15 protein-coding genes and 1 riboswitch are annotated in these 14207 nt (G+C 57.2%); of the genes, 9 read left to right on the forward strand and 6 right to left on the reverse strand.

What is annotated here, in order from left to right:
* The first annotated feature begins 390 nt into the window (after positions 1-390).
* Positions 391-1980: a bifunctional phosphoribosylaminoimidazolecarboxamide formyltransferase/IMP cyclohydrolase gene (gene purH / locus AC1RKC_RS23675; protein ID WP_128865722.1), complete on the forward strand. Its 1590-nt coding sequence runs from the start codon at positions 391-393 to the stop codon at positions 1978-1980.
* Positions 1981-2028: 48 nt separating this feature from the next.
* A complete protein-coding gene (purD, locus tag AC1RKC_RS23680) occupies positions 2029-3312 on the forward strand; it encodes a phosphoribosylamine--glycine ligase (RefSeq protein WP_493092786.1) in 1284 nt (427 codons plus the stop codon).
* A 45-nt stretch (positions 3313-3357) separates the two neighbouring features.
* On the opposite strand, the gene AC1RKC_RS23685 is transcribed toward purD, so the two are convergent.
* The 6 genes from AC1RKC_RS23685 to nudC all read right to left on the reverse strand — a co-directional run bounded on the left by AC1RKC_RS23685 (position 3358) and on the right by nudC (position 7734).
* Entirely contained in the window at positions 3358-3996 is a 639-nt protein-coding gene (locus AC1RKC_RS23685) for a DUF1481 domain-containing protein (protein ID WP_020828727.1), read from the reverse strand.
* A 69-nt stretch (positions 3997-4065) separates the two neighbouring features.
* Entirely contained in the window at positions 4066-4338 is a 273-nt protein-coding gene (hupA, locus tag AC1RKC_RS23690; protein ID WP_012004757.1) for a nucleoid-associated protein HU-alpha, read from the reverse strand.
* A 188-nt stretch (positions 4339-4526) separates the two neighbouring features.
* Positions 4527-5117 (reverse strand): YjaG family protein, encoded by a 591-nt coding sequence (locus tag AC1RKC_RS23695; RefSeq protein WP_004953973.1) that lies wholly within the window; start codon positions 5115-5117, stop codon positions 4527-4529.
* Positions 5118-5165: 48 nt separating this feature from the next.
* The gene (gene nfi / locus AC1RKC_RS23700) at positions 5166-5852 is read right to left on the reverse strand and encodes a deoxyribonuclease V (RefSeq protein WP_048759452.1); all 687 of its coding nucleotides are present in this window, start codon (positions 5850-5852) and stop codon (positions 5166-5168) included.
* A 9-nt stretch (positions 5853-5861) separates the two neighbouring features.
* On the reverse strand, positions 5862-6926 hold the full coding sequence (hemE, locus tag AC1RKC_RS23705) for a uroporphyrinogen decarboxylase (protein WP_020828729.1): 1065 nt from the start codon (positions 6924-6926) through the stop codon (positions 5862-5864).
* Between the two features lie 40 nt (positions 6927-6966).
* Positions 6967-7734: an NAD(+) diphosphatase gene (gene nudC / locus AC1RKC_RS23710; RefSeq protein ID WP_020828730.1), complete on the reverse strand. Its 768-nt coding sequence runs from the start codon at positions 7732-7734 to the stop codon at positions 6967-6969.
* A 99-nt stretch (positions 7735-7833) separates the two neighbouring features.
* Here nudC and AC1RKC_RS23715 point away from each other — a divergent pair, with 99 nt between their 5' ends.
* The 7 genes from AC1RKC_RS23715 to thiH all read left to right on the forward strand — a co-directional run bounded on the left by AC1RKC_RS23715 (position 7834) and on the right by thiH (position 14053).
* On the forward strand, positions 7834-8337 hold the full coding sequence (locus tag AC1RKC_RS23715) for an Rsd/AlgQ family anti-sigma factor (RefSeq protein WP_020828731.1): 504 nt from the start codon (positions 7834-7836) through the stop codon (positions 8335-8337).
* Positions 8338-8375: 38 nt separating this feature from the next.
* Positions 8376-8500: riboswitch (TPP riboswitch) on the forward strand.
* A gap of 114 nt (positions 8501-8614) precedes the next feature.
* Positions 8615-10546 carry a phosphomethylpyrimidine synthase ThiC gene (thiC, locus tag AC1RKC_RS23720; RefSeq protein WP_493092785.1) on the forward strand — a complete coding sequence of 644 codons (1932 nt, stop codon included), beginning with the start codon at positions 8615-8617 and terminating at the stop codon, positions 10544-10546.
* 3 nt (positions 10547-10549) lie between these two features.
* Positions 10550-11188, forward strand: a complete 639-nt coding sequence (gene thiE / locus AC1RKC_RS23725; RefSeq protein WP_187962151.1) for a thiamine phosphate synthase — start codon at positions 10550-10552, stop codon at positions 11186-11188.
* Between the two features lie 4 nt (positions 11189-11192).
* Positions 11193-11942, forward strand: a complete 750-nt coding sequence (locus AC1RKC_RS23730; RefSeq protein WP_493092784.1) for a HesA/MoeB/ThiF family protein — start codon at positions 11193-11195, stop codon at positions 11940-11942.
* Positions 11939-12139 (forward strand): sulfur carrier protein ThiS, encoded by a 201-nt coding sequence (thiS, locus tag AC1RKC_RS23735; protein ID WP_048759445.1) that lies wholly within the window; start codon positions 11939-11941, stop codon positions 12137-12139. Before AC1RKC_RS23730 ends, thiS begins: the two co-directional genes overlap by 4 nt.
* A gap of 1 nt (position 12140) precedes the next feature.
* A complete protein-coding gene (locus AC1RKC_RS23740; RefSeq protein ID WP_020828736.1) occupies positions 12141-12920 on the forward strand; it encodes a thiazole synthase in 780 nt (259 codons plus the stop codon).
* On the forward strand, positions 12920-14053 hold the full coding sequence (gene thiH / locus AC1RKC_RS23745) for a 2-iminoacetate synthase ThiH (protein ID WP_349526354.1): 1134 nt from the start codon (positions 12920-12922) through the stop codon (positions 14051-14053). Before AC1RKC_RS23740 ends, thiH begins: the two co-directional genes overlap by 1 nt.
* The last annotated feature ends 154 nt before the right edge of the window (positions 14054-14207 follow it).

The following is a 14207-nucleotide window of genomic DNA, read 5'->3' on the forward strand; positions in this document are numbered from 1 at the left end:
ATTTTTTCTCTTCGAACCCCGGAGACTCTGTGAAGTTGTTCACATGTTCCGTGTCGATGGAGGCGCATTATAGGGAGTTCCTCGCAGGCCGCAACAGGTATTTTCGACAAAAACGATCGTTTGCTGCATTCCACAGCAAAAGCCCGCCTTATACCCTGTTGTGCACAAACTTATCCACAGAAGCCATTTGCACGGAAAATTTACGAGCGCCACGCAAACGTTTTCGCTACAATTCCCCGCGACGAAACGCTCCCCTTTTTATGGGGGCGTTACCTGAATTTGTGCCCGATACCCCCTTTATAGAGAGAAAAACCTTTCCTTATAGAGAGTAGAAGGTGGAAATTCACGTAACGCTCTTTTATTGCGACTCCAAAGCCAAGGGATAAAACCATGCAACAACCTCGTCCAATCCGCCGGGCCCTGCTCAGCGTCTCTGACAAAGCCGGTATCGTTGAATTCGCCGAAGCGCTTTCAAGCCGTGGCGTTGAACTGCTCTCCACCGGCGGTACCGCTCGCCTGCTGGCAGATGCCGGTCTACCTGTTACCGAAGTTTCCGACTACACCGGCTTCCCGGAAATGATGGATGGACGAGTAAAGACGCTGCACCCGAAAGTGCACGGTGGCATTCTGGGCCGTCGCGGTCAGGACGATGGCATCATGAGCCAACATGACATCAAGCCGATCGACATGGTAGTGGTAAACCTGTATCCGTTCGCCCAAACCGTGGCGCGCCCGGAATGCTCGCTGGAAGATGCAGTAGAGAATATCGACATCGGCGGCCCGACCATGGTGCGCTCCGCGGCCAAGAACCATAAAGACGTCGCCATCGTGGTAAAGAGCAGTGACTACGCCGCTATCATTACCGAGATGGATAACAACGACGGCTCACTGCAATACGCCACCCGTTTCGATCTGGCTATCAAGGCGTTTGAACACACCGCCGCTTACGACAGCATGATCGCCAACTACTTCGGCGCGCTGGTGCCGGCCTACCATGGCGAAACCGAGCAGCCTTCCGGTCGCTTCCCTCGCACGCTGAACCTTAACTACATCAAGAAGCAGGATATGCGCTACGGTGAGAACAGCCACCAGCAGGCCGCCTTCTATATAGAAGAGAATGTTCAGGAAGCTTCTGTCGCCACCGCCGATCAGCTACAGGGCAAAGCGTTGTCGTACAACAACATCGCCGATACCGATGCGGCACTGGAGTGCGTGAAAGAGTTCGCCGAACCGGCCTGCGTTATCGTCAAGCACGCCAACCCCTGTGGCGTGGCGATAGGCGACGATATTCTGGCAGCCTATGAGCGTGCCTATCAAACCGATCCTACCTCCGCGTTCGGCGGCATCATCGCCTTCAACCGCGAACTGGACGCCGCCACTGCGCAAGCCATTATCAGTCGTCAGTTTGTGGAAGTGATTATCGCACCTAGCATCAGCGAGGAAGCGCGCTCCCTGCTGGCCGCCAAACAGAACGTCCGCGTGCTGGCCTGCGGCCAATGGCAGCAACGCGTTGCCGCTCTGGACTTCAAGCGCGTCAACGGCGGCTTGCTGGTGCAGGATCGCGATCTGGGCATGGTGAGTGAAAGCGATCTGCGCGTAGTGTCCGAACGCCAACCTACCGCTCAGGAATTGCGTGATGCGCTGTTCTGCTGGAAAGTGGCCAAGTTTGTTAAGTCCAACGCCATTGTTTATGCGCGCGACAACATGACCATCGGCATAGGTGCGGGGCAAATGAGCCGCGTTTACTCAGCCAAGATCGCCGGCATCAAAGCCGCCGACGAAGGTCTGGAAGTCAAAGGCTCCGCCATGGCGTCCGACGCCTTCTTCCCGTTCCGTGACGGCATCGATGCCGCGGCAGCCGTTGGCATCACCTGCGTGATCCAGCCAGGCGGGTCGATCCGTGATGATGAAGTGATTGCCGCCGCCAACGAACACGGCATTGCGATGATCTTTACCGATATGCGTCACTTCCGCCATTAATCCTTTTTGCTGCGTGCGCTGCGGCGCACGCCCTTCGTGGAGCACCTGATGAACATTTTAATTATCGGCAACGGCGGACGCGAACACGCGCTGGCCTGGAAAGCAGCCCAATCACCGCTGGCGGACAAAGTTTACGTAGCACCGGGCAATGCCGGTACCGCGCTGGAACCAGGTCTTACGAACGTCGAGATCTCCGCTACCGATATTCCGGCCCTGCTCACTTTTGCCCAGAGCAACGATATCGGCCTCACCATTGTCGGGCCGGAAGCGCCGCTGGTGATTGGCGTGGTTGACGCCTTCCAGGCCGCCGGTCTGAAAATCTTTGGCCCCTCTCAGGCCGCAGCCCAGTTAGAAGGCTCTAAAGCCTTCACCAAAGATTTCCTGGCGCGCCACAATATCCCAAGCGCCGAGTACCAAAACTTTACCGAAGTCGAACCGGCGCTGGCCTATGTTCGCAGTAAAGGTGCACCGATCGTCATCAAGGCCGACGGCCTGGCGGCCGGTAAAGGCGTGATTGTTGCCATGACGCTGCAGGAAGCGGAAGACGCCGTGCAAGACATGCTGGCAGGCAACGCCTTCGGCGATGCAGGCCACCGCATCGTGGTGGAAGAATTCCTGGATGGGGAAGAAGCCAGCTTTATCGTTATGGTCGACGGTGAAAACGTAGTGCCGATGGCCACCAGCCAGGATCACAAACGCGTCGGCGATGGCGACACAGGCCCGAACACCGGCGGTATGGGGGCTTATTCCCCGGCGCCAGTGGTAACCGATGAAATCCACCAGCGCGCGATGGACCAGGTTATCTGGCCAACCGTGCGTGGCATGGCGGCGGAAGGTAACACCTATGTCGGCTTCCTTTATGCCGGGCTGATGATCTCTGCGGACGGTCAACCGAAAGTCATTGAATTCAACTGCCGCTTTGGCGATCCGGAAACCCAGCCGATTATGCTGCGTCTGCGCTCTGATCTGGTTGAACTGTGCCTGGCCGGTGCGGAAGGCAAGCTGGATGAGAAAACGTCTGAATGGGATGAACGTCCTGCGTTAGGCGTGGTACTGGCAGCCGGCGGTTATCCGGGTGACTATAACAACGGTGAGGTCATTCAGGGTTTGCCGCAGCAAGAAAGCGCCGACGGCAAGGTATTCCATGCCGGCACCCGCATGCAGGGTAACGACGTGGTGACCAGCGGTGGCCGCGTGCTGTGCGTTACCGCACTGGGTGAAACGGTGGCTCAGGCGCAACAACGCGCTTACCAATTGGCGGATGGCATTCAGTGGCCAGGCAGCTTCTGCCGTAAGGACATTGGCTATCGTGCGATTGCACGCGGCAAATGATCTGAACGCTAAAATCTCTGAGGGCTCCGCCATGCGGGGCCTTTTTTATAGCTGATCTTCTTTCGGTTCCCAGCGGCAAAAATCGTCGTTTGCCACCAGCAGCAGTTCACGCCCTTCCGGCGCATCCAACCAGGCAATATTCACCGGTTGGCTGCTGTTGCGGGCGCGACGCTCAATCCAGGCTTCGGCACTGCCGTCCAGCCCTGGTTTCAACGTTTGGCCATCGCAGGTTTGCACCGTGCCCTGTTGCCAACGCCCCTGCAGCAGTTTCACATTGCCGGCACGCAGCGCATTACTCACTTCAAGCACTCGACGCGCCTGGTATTGGTACAGCGCGATTTCATCGGCGGTCAGTTGTTCACGCCGCGTGGCCAGTTGACGCTGCATAAAGCTTACTTCGCCGTCATCGGTGAAGCGAAGTTGAATAGAGTCACGATCGCCATCGGCATCGGTGCGTTTAATCTGGCGCAGTTCGCCGTTTTGGTATTCGTACAGCGTGGTGACGGTGCCCGGACCGCGATAAGGACTGTAGACGCTCATCAGCACCTGTGGGCGATGCCGATCGTCGTCTTTGCGCCACAGGCGAATAACGCCCTGGTCGGCCACAAAGCCGCTGGCACTAAAGGCAGGGGGATCTGAATGACTGCTGCAGGCACTCAGGACACCGGCAAGGCCGATGACCATGAGCGCCTGTCGGATAAACAAAAGGGGCGCTATTGCCCCCCTGTTTAATCTTTTCACCAACACGCAGTATTACTTAACCGCGTCTTTCAGTGCTTTACCAGAAACGAACGCAGGCACGTTAGCAGCTGCGATTTTGATTTCTTTACCAGTCTGCGGGTTGCGACCAGTGCGCTCGTTGCGGTGGTTGACCTTGAAAGTACCGAAACCAACCAATTGTACTGCATCACCTTCTTTCAGAGACTCAGTAATAGCAGCCAGGGTGGATTCCAGAGCCAGTTTAGCTTGTGCTTTGGAAAGGTCAGCCTTGTCCGCGATTACATCAATCAGTTGAGTCTTGTTCATAAGTTATCCTTACAGTGTGTTTATCGTTTGCAAAGCATCGAGTGCGACGGATATGCCGATTGACAGCACTCCCTGCATACACGCACCGATAGCCACTTTTTTTACGCCCCCCAAATGTAGACCAGACAGGGTGCGGATGTGAAGCCTTAAGGCATGACAAATCAGGCGTTAAATCACGTTTTCTTGCCTTATTGCGTTAAATTTATCCCGATATTACTCACCGCGGCCTCGCGGAGGTCAGAACGCAAGCCTTTGATCAGCTCTAAATCGCGTTCCTCGCAGTCAGCCAACAGGCGGAAAATTTCCCATTGGATGTCCCATTCTTCCTCTACCGCAGGCAAAACCTTGAGCTCATCGTCGGTCATTTCTTTACCGGCCTGAGTCATTTCCAACATCGCCACGGTGCGAATTGACGTTTCGCTAATGGCGATGGCGTGCTCTAGCGTCTCCCCGCTGAGTCGCGAATGGATCAGTTCCCCTAATGCGATACAGGCGTCAATAGCCGGGTAAACGCCGTAAAGATCGTAATCTTCTGCCGAAGGTATCGCCTCTTCCAACTTCTCCAGCTGGCTGTCAAAGTTGACCTTGGCGTCCTTGACCACCAGCGTTTCCCACACCAAATCCAGAATGCGGCGGTAAATCGCCGGATCGCCAAACTCGGTTTGCAGGCAGAACATCTGGTAATTCGGATACATACGCTCGCACAAACTGGCCATAAAGGTCAAATGTTGCCAGCTTTCAAGCTTTTCCAGACGTAAATGGATCGGGTTACGTAGCATTATTCACTCTCTTACGCGTTATCTGCGCCGCAGTGTACCCGAAATCGGTCATTGCGACACCTCTGGATGCTGCTGCAACCAGCGCTGGAAGGCCGGCCGGCGCGAGGCGATGGCATCGGCCCAGCGCGTAGGTTCCGGCAAACGGTAGCCCGCCATGCAACGTTGTACCCAGGCCAACGCACTGTCGGCCCCGACGCGGTGGCCGGTAGAGATAAACAACGGGTTACAGCGCGCCTTGCTACGCCACACCCAGCCAAGCTGCTCGCCTTTATCTTCCAGCGGCGCCAACGCGCCTGTGGCAGCGTCCAAAGGGGCGAATTTACCGCACAGGCGCTTTTTGGCGACGCCAATGGTCGGTACGTCGACCAGCAGACCGAAATGGCTGGCAACGCCCAGACGGCGCGGGTGTGAGATACCATGGCCGTCGACAAAAACCAAGTCCGGCTTCTGCTGCAATTGCTCCCAAGCCGCGAGCAACGCAGGGTATTCACGAAATGATAAAAAACCGGGAATGTAAGGCAGGGTGGTCGCGACACGCGCCACCCGGTACTCCACCAGCTCCAGCGATGGATAGCGCAGGATGGCAATGGCAGCACGCGTCACCTCACCTTCCTGTTCAAAGCCCACGTCGGCACCGGCAATAAAGGCCGGCGACTCGGTCTGGAAGTCATCGTAACGAATCACTTCCGAGGCGCGCTGCAATTGCTCCGCGCGTAGGGCTTGAGTATCTATCACGTCCGGTCCTTAGCGATGGTATTTGCCCGATTGAGCGTGAACCGCCTCGACAAAGGCGCCGGCGTTTTCTGGTGGCACATCCAAATGAATGCCGTGACCCAGGTTAAATACGTGCCCTTCACCGTGACCGAAACCGGCGAGGATGGTCTCCACTTCCTGGGCAATACGCTCAGGTGACGCATACAGCATAGAAGGATCCATGTTGCCCTGCAGCGCGACTTTATCCCCTACGCGACGGCGCGCGTCAGCGATGTCGGTCGTCCAGTCAAGACCCAGCGCGTCACAACCTGTGGCCGCCATAGCCTCCAGCCACTGGCCACCACCTTTGGTGAACAGCGTGACCGGCACGCGGCGGCCATCGTTTTCACGCAGCAGCCCATCGACAATCTTATGCATGTAATGCAGAGAGAATTCGCGGTAGTCACGGCCGGTCAGCACGCCGCCCCAGGTATCGAAGACCATCACCGACTGCGCGCCGGCTTTGATCTGGGCGTTGAGATACAAAATGACGCTGTCTGCCAGCTTATCCAGCAGCAGGTGCAGCGTAGCCGGCTCCGCATACATCATTTTTTTCAGCTTGGTGAAGGCCTTGCTGCTGCCGCCTTCCACCATATAGGTCGCCAGGGTCCACGGGCTGCCGGAGAAACCGATCAGCGGCACTTCGCCTTTGAGCTCGCGGCGGATAGTACGCACCGCGTTCATCACATAGCCCAGCTCCACTTCCGGATCGAAGGCCGGCAACTTGTCCACGTCGGCACGACAGGTAATGGGCGAGGAGAAACGCGGGCCTTCGCCGGTTTCGAAATACAGCCCCAGCCCCATAGCATCGGGAATAGTGAGGATGTCGGAGAACAGAATGGCCGCATCCAGCGGGAAGCGGCGCAACGGCTGCAGCGTAACCTCGCAAGCCAGTTCCGCGTTCTTGCACAGCGACATAAAATCACCGGCCTGTGCACGGGTGGCTTTGTACTCCGGCAAATAACGACCGGCCTGACGCATCATCCATACGGGGGTCACATCCACCGGCTGACGCAGCAGCGCGCGCAGGTAACGATCGTTCTTCAACTCATTCATTTATGGGGCTCCCTTATTCATCTGCCGCTATTGTAGCGAGTTATTGCTCGCGGCATAAGGCTACGGTGTCCTCTATCAGGCGGCGCGCCACGGTGCCAGGCGGCGGCAAAAGCGGCAACCGATCGTAGCGGTACCAGCCGGCGTTAAGCAGCTCTTTCGGATCGTGGCGGATCTCACCCCGATGGTAATCGGCCATAAAGGCCATCATCAGCGAATGCGGGAATGGCCAGGGTTGCGAGGTGACGTAGCGCAGGTTTTTGATTTCAATATTACTTTCCTCCATTACCTCGCGCGCAGCCGCCTGCTCCAGCGTTTCGCCGACCTCAACAAAACCGGCCAGGACAGTATGAATTCCACCGCGATGGCGCACGTGCTGGGCCAGCAGGATCTCGTCGTCACGTCGAATGGCAACAATCACGCAAGGGGCGATTTGCGGGTAGTAGCGCTCGCGGCAATTGCCACACAGACAGGCACTCTCCGTGCGACTGAGATGCATCTCGTGGCCGCAGTAACCGCAGTAGCGATGGGAACGGTAGAAGTCGGCCAGTTGCACCCCGCGCCCAGCGAGCTGGAACAGTCCACGATCGAGCTCAAGCAGTTGGCGTACCGAGCCCATGTCCTGCGGCATCGCCTGACGCACCAGCCAGACCGGCAGCCCTTCCCATTCACCAATAGCCCTGGCCATCCGCCCCTGCAGGGAGAATGACGCCGCCAAACCACACGGCAATTCACCGTTTGGTAACCAAAGTTTGCTTTCATGGCTGACAATCCACCAGCCATTTTCATTACCCGTTAATGCAAGTTCCATATCGTTGTTGCACAACCTCAGCTTCACTGGCACTCTACAAATCGGCCTTGTAACATTTTAATAACTTACTGTTACGTTTTATTACTTACGGAGTCAAACATGCTCAACCGTTTGGAAAGCCTGACTCAGCGCGTTGGTGGTAGTAATGAATTAGTTGATCAATGGCTTCAGGCTCGCAAGCAATTGCTGGTCGCCTATTGCACCCTCGTGGGTATCAAACCGAATAAAGAAAAGCATACGCCGCTGAATGAAAAAGCGCTGGAGAACTTTTGCCATAATCTGGTGGATTACCTTTCCGCCGGTCATTTTCATATCTATGACAGAATTATCAAGCAAGTGGAAGGCGCATCCAGTCCGAAAATGACGCTGTCGGTAAACATCTACCCCAAACTGTGGGCAAATACCGAACAGATTATGGCATTTCACGATCGCTATACCGAAGTGGATATCGATCAGGATGTGTGCCTGGAACTCCATCAGGCATTGTCGGATATCGGTGAAACCCTGGCGGCACGTTTTACCCTGGAAGATAAGCTGATCCAACTGGCGACCGAAGCCTGGCAACAAACGATGCCGGATAAAGCGCTGGACCAGGCACGTTAGAATTTTGTAGTTTTTTTTATTCACCCTCCTATACTGGGGGCATCTTGTCGGAGTGCCTAGCGCCTGATTTGTTCATCAAATTGGCCAGGCTGAGACCGTTAATTCGGGATCCGCGGAACCTGATCGGGTTAATACCCGCGAAGGGAACAAGAGTAATCTATCGCCACAGGCAGGTGATCCCAACAGGGATAATCCCGCCCTGTCGGCCAGCATCATTACTCCCTCCGAGCTCCAGACAAGCAACATTCCCAACCCAACACACTGGTAGGAACTTGCTATGTCTAACGTTAAAAAACCCCGTGCCCGTAAAGAGCAACGCGAAGAAGCCCAGCAGTTTATCAATACCCTTCAGGGCGTGTCCTTTCCCAATTCACGCCGGATTTATCTGCAGGGCTCACGCAACGATCTGCAGGTGCCGATGCGTGAAATCCAGCTTAGCCCGACGCTGCTTGGCGGCGACAAAGACAACCCACAGTACCAGCCCAACGAAGCCATTCCGGTATACGACACTGCCGGTCCTTATGGCGATCCGCAATCTGAACTTAATGTGCATACCGGCCTGGTAAAACTGCGTGCAGGCTGGATAGCTGAACGCGGTGATACCGAACTGCTCAATGGCGTCAGTTCCGGTTTCACCCAGCAGCGCCTGGCGGATGAAGGTCTGGATCACCTGCGTTTTGAACATCTGCCGCGGCCGCGCAAGGCGCAACCCGGCAAATGCGTCACCCAGTTGTACTACGCCCGCGCTGGCGTAATCACTCCTGAGATGGAGTTTATCGCCATCCGCGAAAACATGGGCCGCGAGCGTATCCGTGGCGATGTCCTGCGTCAGCAGCATCCAGGGCAAAGTTGGGGCGCCAATCTACCGGAGAACATCACGCCGGAATTCGTTCGCCAGGAAGTGGCCGCTGGACGCGCCATCATCCCCGCTAATATCAACCATCCCGAATCCGAGCCGATGATCATCGGACGCAATTTTCTGGTGAAAGTTAACGCCAACATCGGCAACTCGGCGGTGACCTCATCCATCGAAGAGGAGGTCGAAAAACTGGTCTGGTCCACCCGCTGGGGCGCGGATACGGTGATGGACCTGTCCACCGGCCGTTATATCCACGAAACCCGCGAATGGATCCTGCGTAACAGCCCGGTACCGATCGGCACGGTGCCTATCTATCAGGCGCTGGAAAAAGTGAACGGCGTGGCGGAAAACCTGACCTGGGAAATGTTCCGCGATACGTTACTTGAGCAGGCAGAGCAAGGCGTTGACTACTTCACCATCCACGCCGGCGTACTGTTGCGCTATGTACCGATGACCGCCAAGCGCCTGACCGGCATCGTCTCGCGCGGCGGTTCGATCATGGCTAAATGGTGTCTGTCACACCATCAGGAAAACTTCCTGTACCAGCACTTCCGCGAAATCTGCGAAATTTGCGCCGCCTATGACGTCTCACTGTCCCTGGGCGATGGCCTGCGCCCCGGCTCAATTCAGGACGCCAATGACCAAGCGCAGTTCGCCGAACTGCACACGCTGGGCGAACTGACCAAAATTGCCTGGGAATATGACGTGCAGGTGATGATCGAAGGCCCGGGTCATGTACCGATGCAAATGATCCGTCGCAACATGACCGAAGAGTTGGAGCATTGCCACGAAGCGCCGTTCTACACCCTTGGCCCGCTAACCACCGATATCGCTCCGGGCTATGACCACTTCACCTCCGGCATCGGCGCCGCGATGATCGGTTGGTTCGGCTGCGCCATGCTGTGTTACGTCACGCCGAAGGAGCACCTCGGGCTGCCGAACAAAGAAGACGTCAAACAGGGGCTGATCACCTACAAAATTGCCGCCCACGCCGCCGATTTGGCCAAAGGCCACCCGGGTGCCCAGATCCGCGATAACGCCATGTCCAAGGCGCGTTTCGAATTCCGCTGGGAAGATCAGTTCAACCTGGCGCTCGACCCGGCTACCGCCCGCGCTTATCACGACGAAACCCTGCCGCAAGAGTCCGGCAAAATCGCCCACTTCTGTTCCATGTGCGGCCCCAAATTCTGCTCGATGAAAATTTCGCAGGAAGTACGCGACTATGCCGCCGCGCAGGAAGCCGCTAAACCGATAGAAGTACAACTTACCGGCATGGAAAAAATGTCGGCCGAGTTCCGTTCACGCGGCAGCGAGCTCTACCCAGCGCCGGCAACCTGCAAGAGGAACTGAGCAATGACTGATATCACCACGCCTTTCCCCGCCACCCCGCACAAGCTGGGGTTGTATCCGGTAGTCGACAGTGTCGAATGGATTGCTCGCCTGCTGGATGCGGGTGTTACCACGATCCAACTGCGCATCAAGGATTTGCCGGATGAGCAGGTCGAAGAGGATATTGCCGCCGCCATTGCGCTCGGTAAAAGGTACAACGCCCGGCTGTTTATTAATGACTATTGGCAATTGGCGATTAAACACGATGCCTATGGCGTCCACCTGGGCCAGGAAGACCTGGAGACCACCGATTTGGCGGCCATTCACCGCGCCGGATTGCGTTTGGGCGTTTCCACCCATGACGACGCCGAGCTGGCGCGAGCCATTGCGGTGAAGCCTTCTTATATTGCGCTGGGGCATATCTTCCCGACGCAAACCAAAGACATGCCTTCCGCTCCCCAGGGCCTGGCAGAGCTGAAACGCCATATCCTCGGGTTGAGTGACTATCCGACGGTGGCGATCGGCGGGATCAGTATCGATCGCGTGGCCGACGTGTTGGCCTGCGGCGTAGGTAGCGTGGCGGTGGTCAGCGCCATTACTCAAGCGCCGGACTGGCGCGCCGCCACCGCTCAACTGCTGCAGTTGATCGAAGGCAAGGAGTAACGCCATGTTGAACGATCAAGAGTTCCTGCGTTACAGCCGCCAACTGCTGCTGGAAGATATCGGCCCGGAAGGTCAGGAGAAACTGAAGCGTTCGACGGCGTTGATCGTCGGGCTTGGTGGCTTAGGCTCCCCTGCAGCGCTCTATCTGGCTGCCGCCGGCGTCGGTACTCTGTTGCTGGCCGATGACGATACGCTTCACGCCACCAACCTGCAGCGCCAGATCCTGTACCGCAGCCCCGACGTGGAAAAAAGCAAAGCCGCTCTGGCGCAGCGCCAGTTACAGGCACTGAACCCGATGGTTGAAGCCATTGCGCTGGAGCAACGGCTGCAAGGCGAAACCTTGCACCGCGCCGTGGAGCGCGCCGATCTCATTTTGGACTGCAGCGACAATATGGAAACCCGCCATGCGGTGAACGCCGCCTGCATCAGCGCCGACAAGCCGCTTATCAGCGGCAGCGCGGTGGGTTTCAGCGGCCAGTTGCTGGTCATTGAACCGCCTTATGTCCACGGCTGTTACGCTTGCCTTTACCCGGAACAGGCAGAACCGCAGCGCAATTGCCGCACCGCTGGCGTGCTCGGCCCGGTGGTCGGCGTCATCGGTACGCTGCAAGCCCTGGAAGCGATAAAGATGCTGGCAGGCATGTCTTCACCACTGAACGGCAAACTACGGTTGTTCGACGGTAAACAACAAAGCTGGAGCACCTTGCAACTCAGCCAGGCCAGCACCTGTGCGGTATGCGGAGGGGCAGCATGAAGATCCGGCTTAATGAGCAGCCGTTGGAACTGGCGCAGCCCCTGAGTGTCGATGCTTTGCTGGAGCAACTGCAACGCCACCAGCCGGGTACCGCGCTGGCTATCAACCAAACCATCATCCCGCGCGCCGACTGGGCTAACCACCAGGTGCAGGACGGTGATGACATCCTGTTGTTTCAAGCGATCGCCGGAGGCTGACATGCTACAAATCGCCGATACCACCTTTACTTCACGCCTGTTTACCGGCACCGGCAAGTTCGCCACCCCAGCGCTGATGCTGGAAGCCCTACAGGCCTCCGGTTCGCAGCTGGTCACCATGGCGATGAAGCGCGTTGATCTGCGCGGCGGCAATGATGCCATTCTGGCGCCGCTGCAACAGTTGGGCGTTCGCCTGCTGCCCAACACCTCTGGCGCCAAAACCGCCGGCGAAGCGGTGTTTGCCGCCCGGCTGGCGCGTGAGGCGCTCGGCACTCACTGGGTAAAACTGGAAATTCACCCTGATGTGAAATACCTGCTGCCGGACCCCATAGAAACCCTGAAAGCGGCGGAAACCTTGGTAAAAGAAGGCTTTGTGGTGCTGCCTTACTGCGGTGCCGACCCGGTGCTATGCAAACGGCTGGAAGAAGTGGGCTGCGCGGCGGTCATGCCACTCGGATCGCCAATCGGTTCCAACCGGGGGCTGCGCACCCGCGACTTTCTGGAGATCATTATCGAACAGGCCAAAGTGCCGGTGGTAGTGGACGCCGGTATCGGTGCGCCGAGCCATGCACTGGAAGCCATGGAACTGGGTGCCGATGCGGTGCTGGTGAATACGGCTATCGCCGTGGCACGCGATCCCGTACAGATGGCGCATGCTTTCCGTTTGGCATTGGAAGCCGGTGAACTGGCGCGTCAGGCCGGTTTGGGCAGTAGCCAACGTAGTGCGGCGGCTTCTAGCCCGCTGACGGCTTTTCTCAGCCAGGCCGGGGAGACGTTGTGATGGCCGATGATTTCAGCCGCCGCTGGCAGCAGTTGGATTGGGACGACATCTCGCTGCGCATTAACAGTAAGACGGCGCGGGATGTGGAGCGTGCACTCAATGCGGACAAGCTGACGCGTGAAGACTTTATGGCATTGATCTCCCCTGCCGCGGCGCACTATCTGGAACCTTTGGCGCAACGTGCACAGCAACTGACTCGCCAACGTTTTGGTAACGTGGTCAGCTTCTATGTGCCCTTATACCTGTCTAATCTGTGCGCTAATGACTGCACTTACTGCGGTTTTTCAATGAGCAATCGCATTAAGCGCAAAACCCTTGATACCGCAGAAATCGAACGCGAGTGTCTGGCGATTAAAGCTTTGGGTTTTGAGCATCTGCTGCTGGTCACCGGTGAACACCAAACCAAGGTCGGCATGGATTACTTTCGCCAGCATATTCCGGCGATCCGGCGCCATTTCAGTTCGCTGATGATGGAGGTTCAACCGCTGGCGCAGGAAGAGTATGCCGAACTGAAAACGCTGGGGCTGGATGGCGTGTTGGTGTATCAGGAAACCTATCATCCCGCCACCTATCTGCAGCATCACCTCCGTGGGCAGAAACAGGACTTTCATTGGCGGTTGGCCACGCCGGATCGCCTGGGCCGCGCCGGGATCGACAAGATCGGTCTCGGCGCTCTGGTCGGGCTCTCCAACAGTTGGCGCACCGACTGCTATATGCTGGCCGAGCACTTATTCTACCTGCAGCAAACCTATTGGCAGAGCCGTTATTCCATCTCGTTCCCGCGTTTGCGCCCCTGCGCCGGCGGTATAGAACCGGCGTCGATCATGAGTGAACCGCAACTGGTGCAGTTGATCTGTGCTTTCCGGCTGTTCGCCCCCGACGTGGAACTTTCTTTGTCGACGCGTGAATCCCCGTTCTTCCGCGATCATATGATCCCGGTGGCGATCAACAGCGTCAGCGCCGGATCCAAGACACAACCCGGTGGCTATGCCGACGACGTGCCGCCTGAACTGGAGCAGTTCGAACCGCATGATGGCCGTACCCCGCAACAGGTGGCGCAAGCAATTAGCGATGCCGGTTTGCAGCCGGTGTGGAAAGACTGGGACGGCTATCTTGGGCGTGGCGCGCAATAAGCTGCAATCCATTAACCATTGCAGGGAAATCCAAAGATAGACTGCGCAAAGTCTATCAACCAAGCTGGTGCCGAAAATCACACCGGCTATAGTCCCTCTGCCGGCCGCCAAACCCGGCGCCGGCCGGGGCCGTTACCTTCTCCATGGCCCCGCT

This window comes from Serratia sp. GW822-FHT06E05 (genome assembly GCF_058799445.1).

Coding starts and splice junctions, on each gene's coding strand:
- purH (WP_128865722.1), top strand. CDS start 391: ATGCAACAACCTCGTCCAATCCGCCGGGCCCTGCTCAGCGTCTCTGAC.
- purD (WP_493092786.1), top strand. CDS start 2,029: ATGAACATTTTAATTATCGGCAACGGCGGACGCGAACACGCGCTGGCC.
- AC1RKC_RS23685 (WP_020828727.1), bottom strand. CDS start 3,996: ATGGTCATCGGCCTTGCCGGTGTCCTGAGTGCCTGCAGCAGTCATTCA.
- hupA (WP_012004757.1), bottom strand. CDS start 4,338: ATGAACAAGACTCAACTGATTGATGTAATCGCGGACAAGGCTGACCTT.
- AC1RKC_RS23695 (WP_004953973.1), bottom strand. CDS start 5,117: ATGCTACGTAACCCGATCCATTTACGTCTGGAAAAGCTTGAAAGCTGG.
- hemE (WP_020828729.1), bottom strand. CDS start 6,926: ATGAATGAGTTGAAGAACGATCGTTACCTGCGCGCGCTGCTGCGTCAG.
- nudC (WP_020828730.1), bottom strand. CDS start 7,734: ATGGAACTTGCATTAACGGGTAATGAAAATGGCTGGTGGATTGTCAGC.
- AC1RKC_RS23715 (WP_020828731.1), top strand. CDS start 7,834: ATGCTCAACCGTTTGGAAAGCCTGACTCAGCGCGTTGGTGGTAGTAAT.
- thiC (WP_493092785.1), top strand. CDS start 8,615: ATGTCTAACGTTAAAAAACCCCGTGCCCGTAAAGAGCAACGCGAAGAA.
- thiE (WP_187962151.1), top strand. CDS start 10,550: ATGACTGATATCACCACGCCTTTCCCCGCCACCCCGCACAAGCTGGGG.
- AC1RKC_RS23730 (WP_493092784.1), top strand. CDS start 11,193: ATGTTGAACGATCAAGAGTTCCTGCGTTACAGCCGCCAACTGCTGCTG.
- thiS (WP_048759445.1), top strand. CDS start 11,939: ATGAAGATCCGGCTTAATGAGCAGCCGTTGGAACTGGCGCAGCCCCTG.
- AC1RKC_RS23740 (WP_020828736.1), top strand. CDS start 12,141: ATGCTACAAATCGCCGATACCACCTTTACTTCACGCCTGTTTACCGGC.
- thiH (WP_349526354.1), top strand. CDS start 12,920: ATGGCCGATGATTTCAGCCGCCGCTGGCAGCAGTTGGATTGGGACGAC.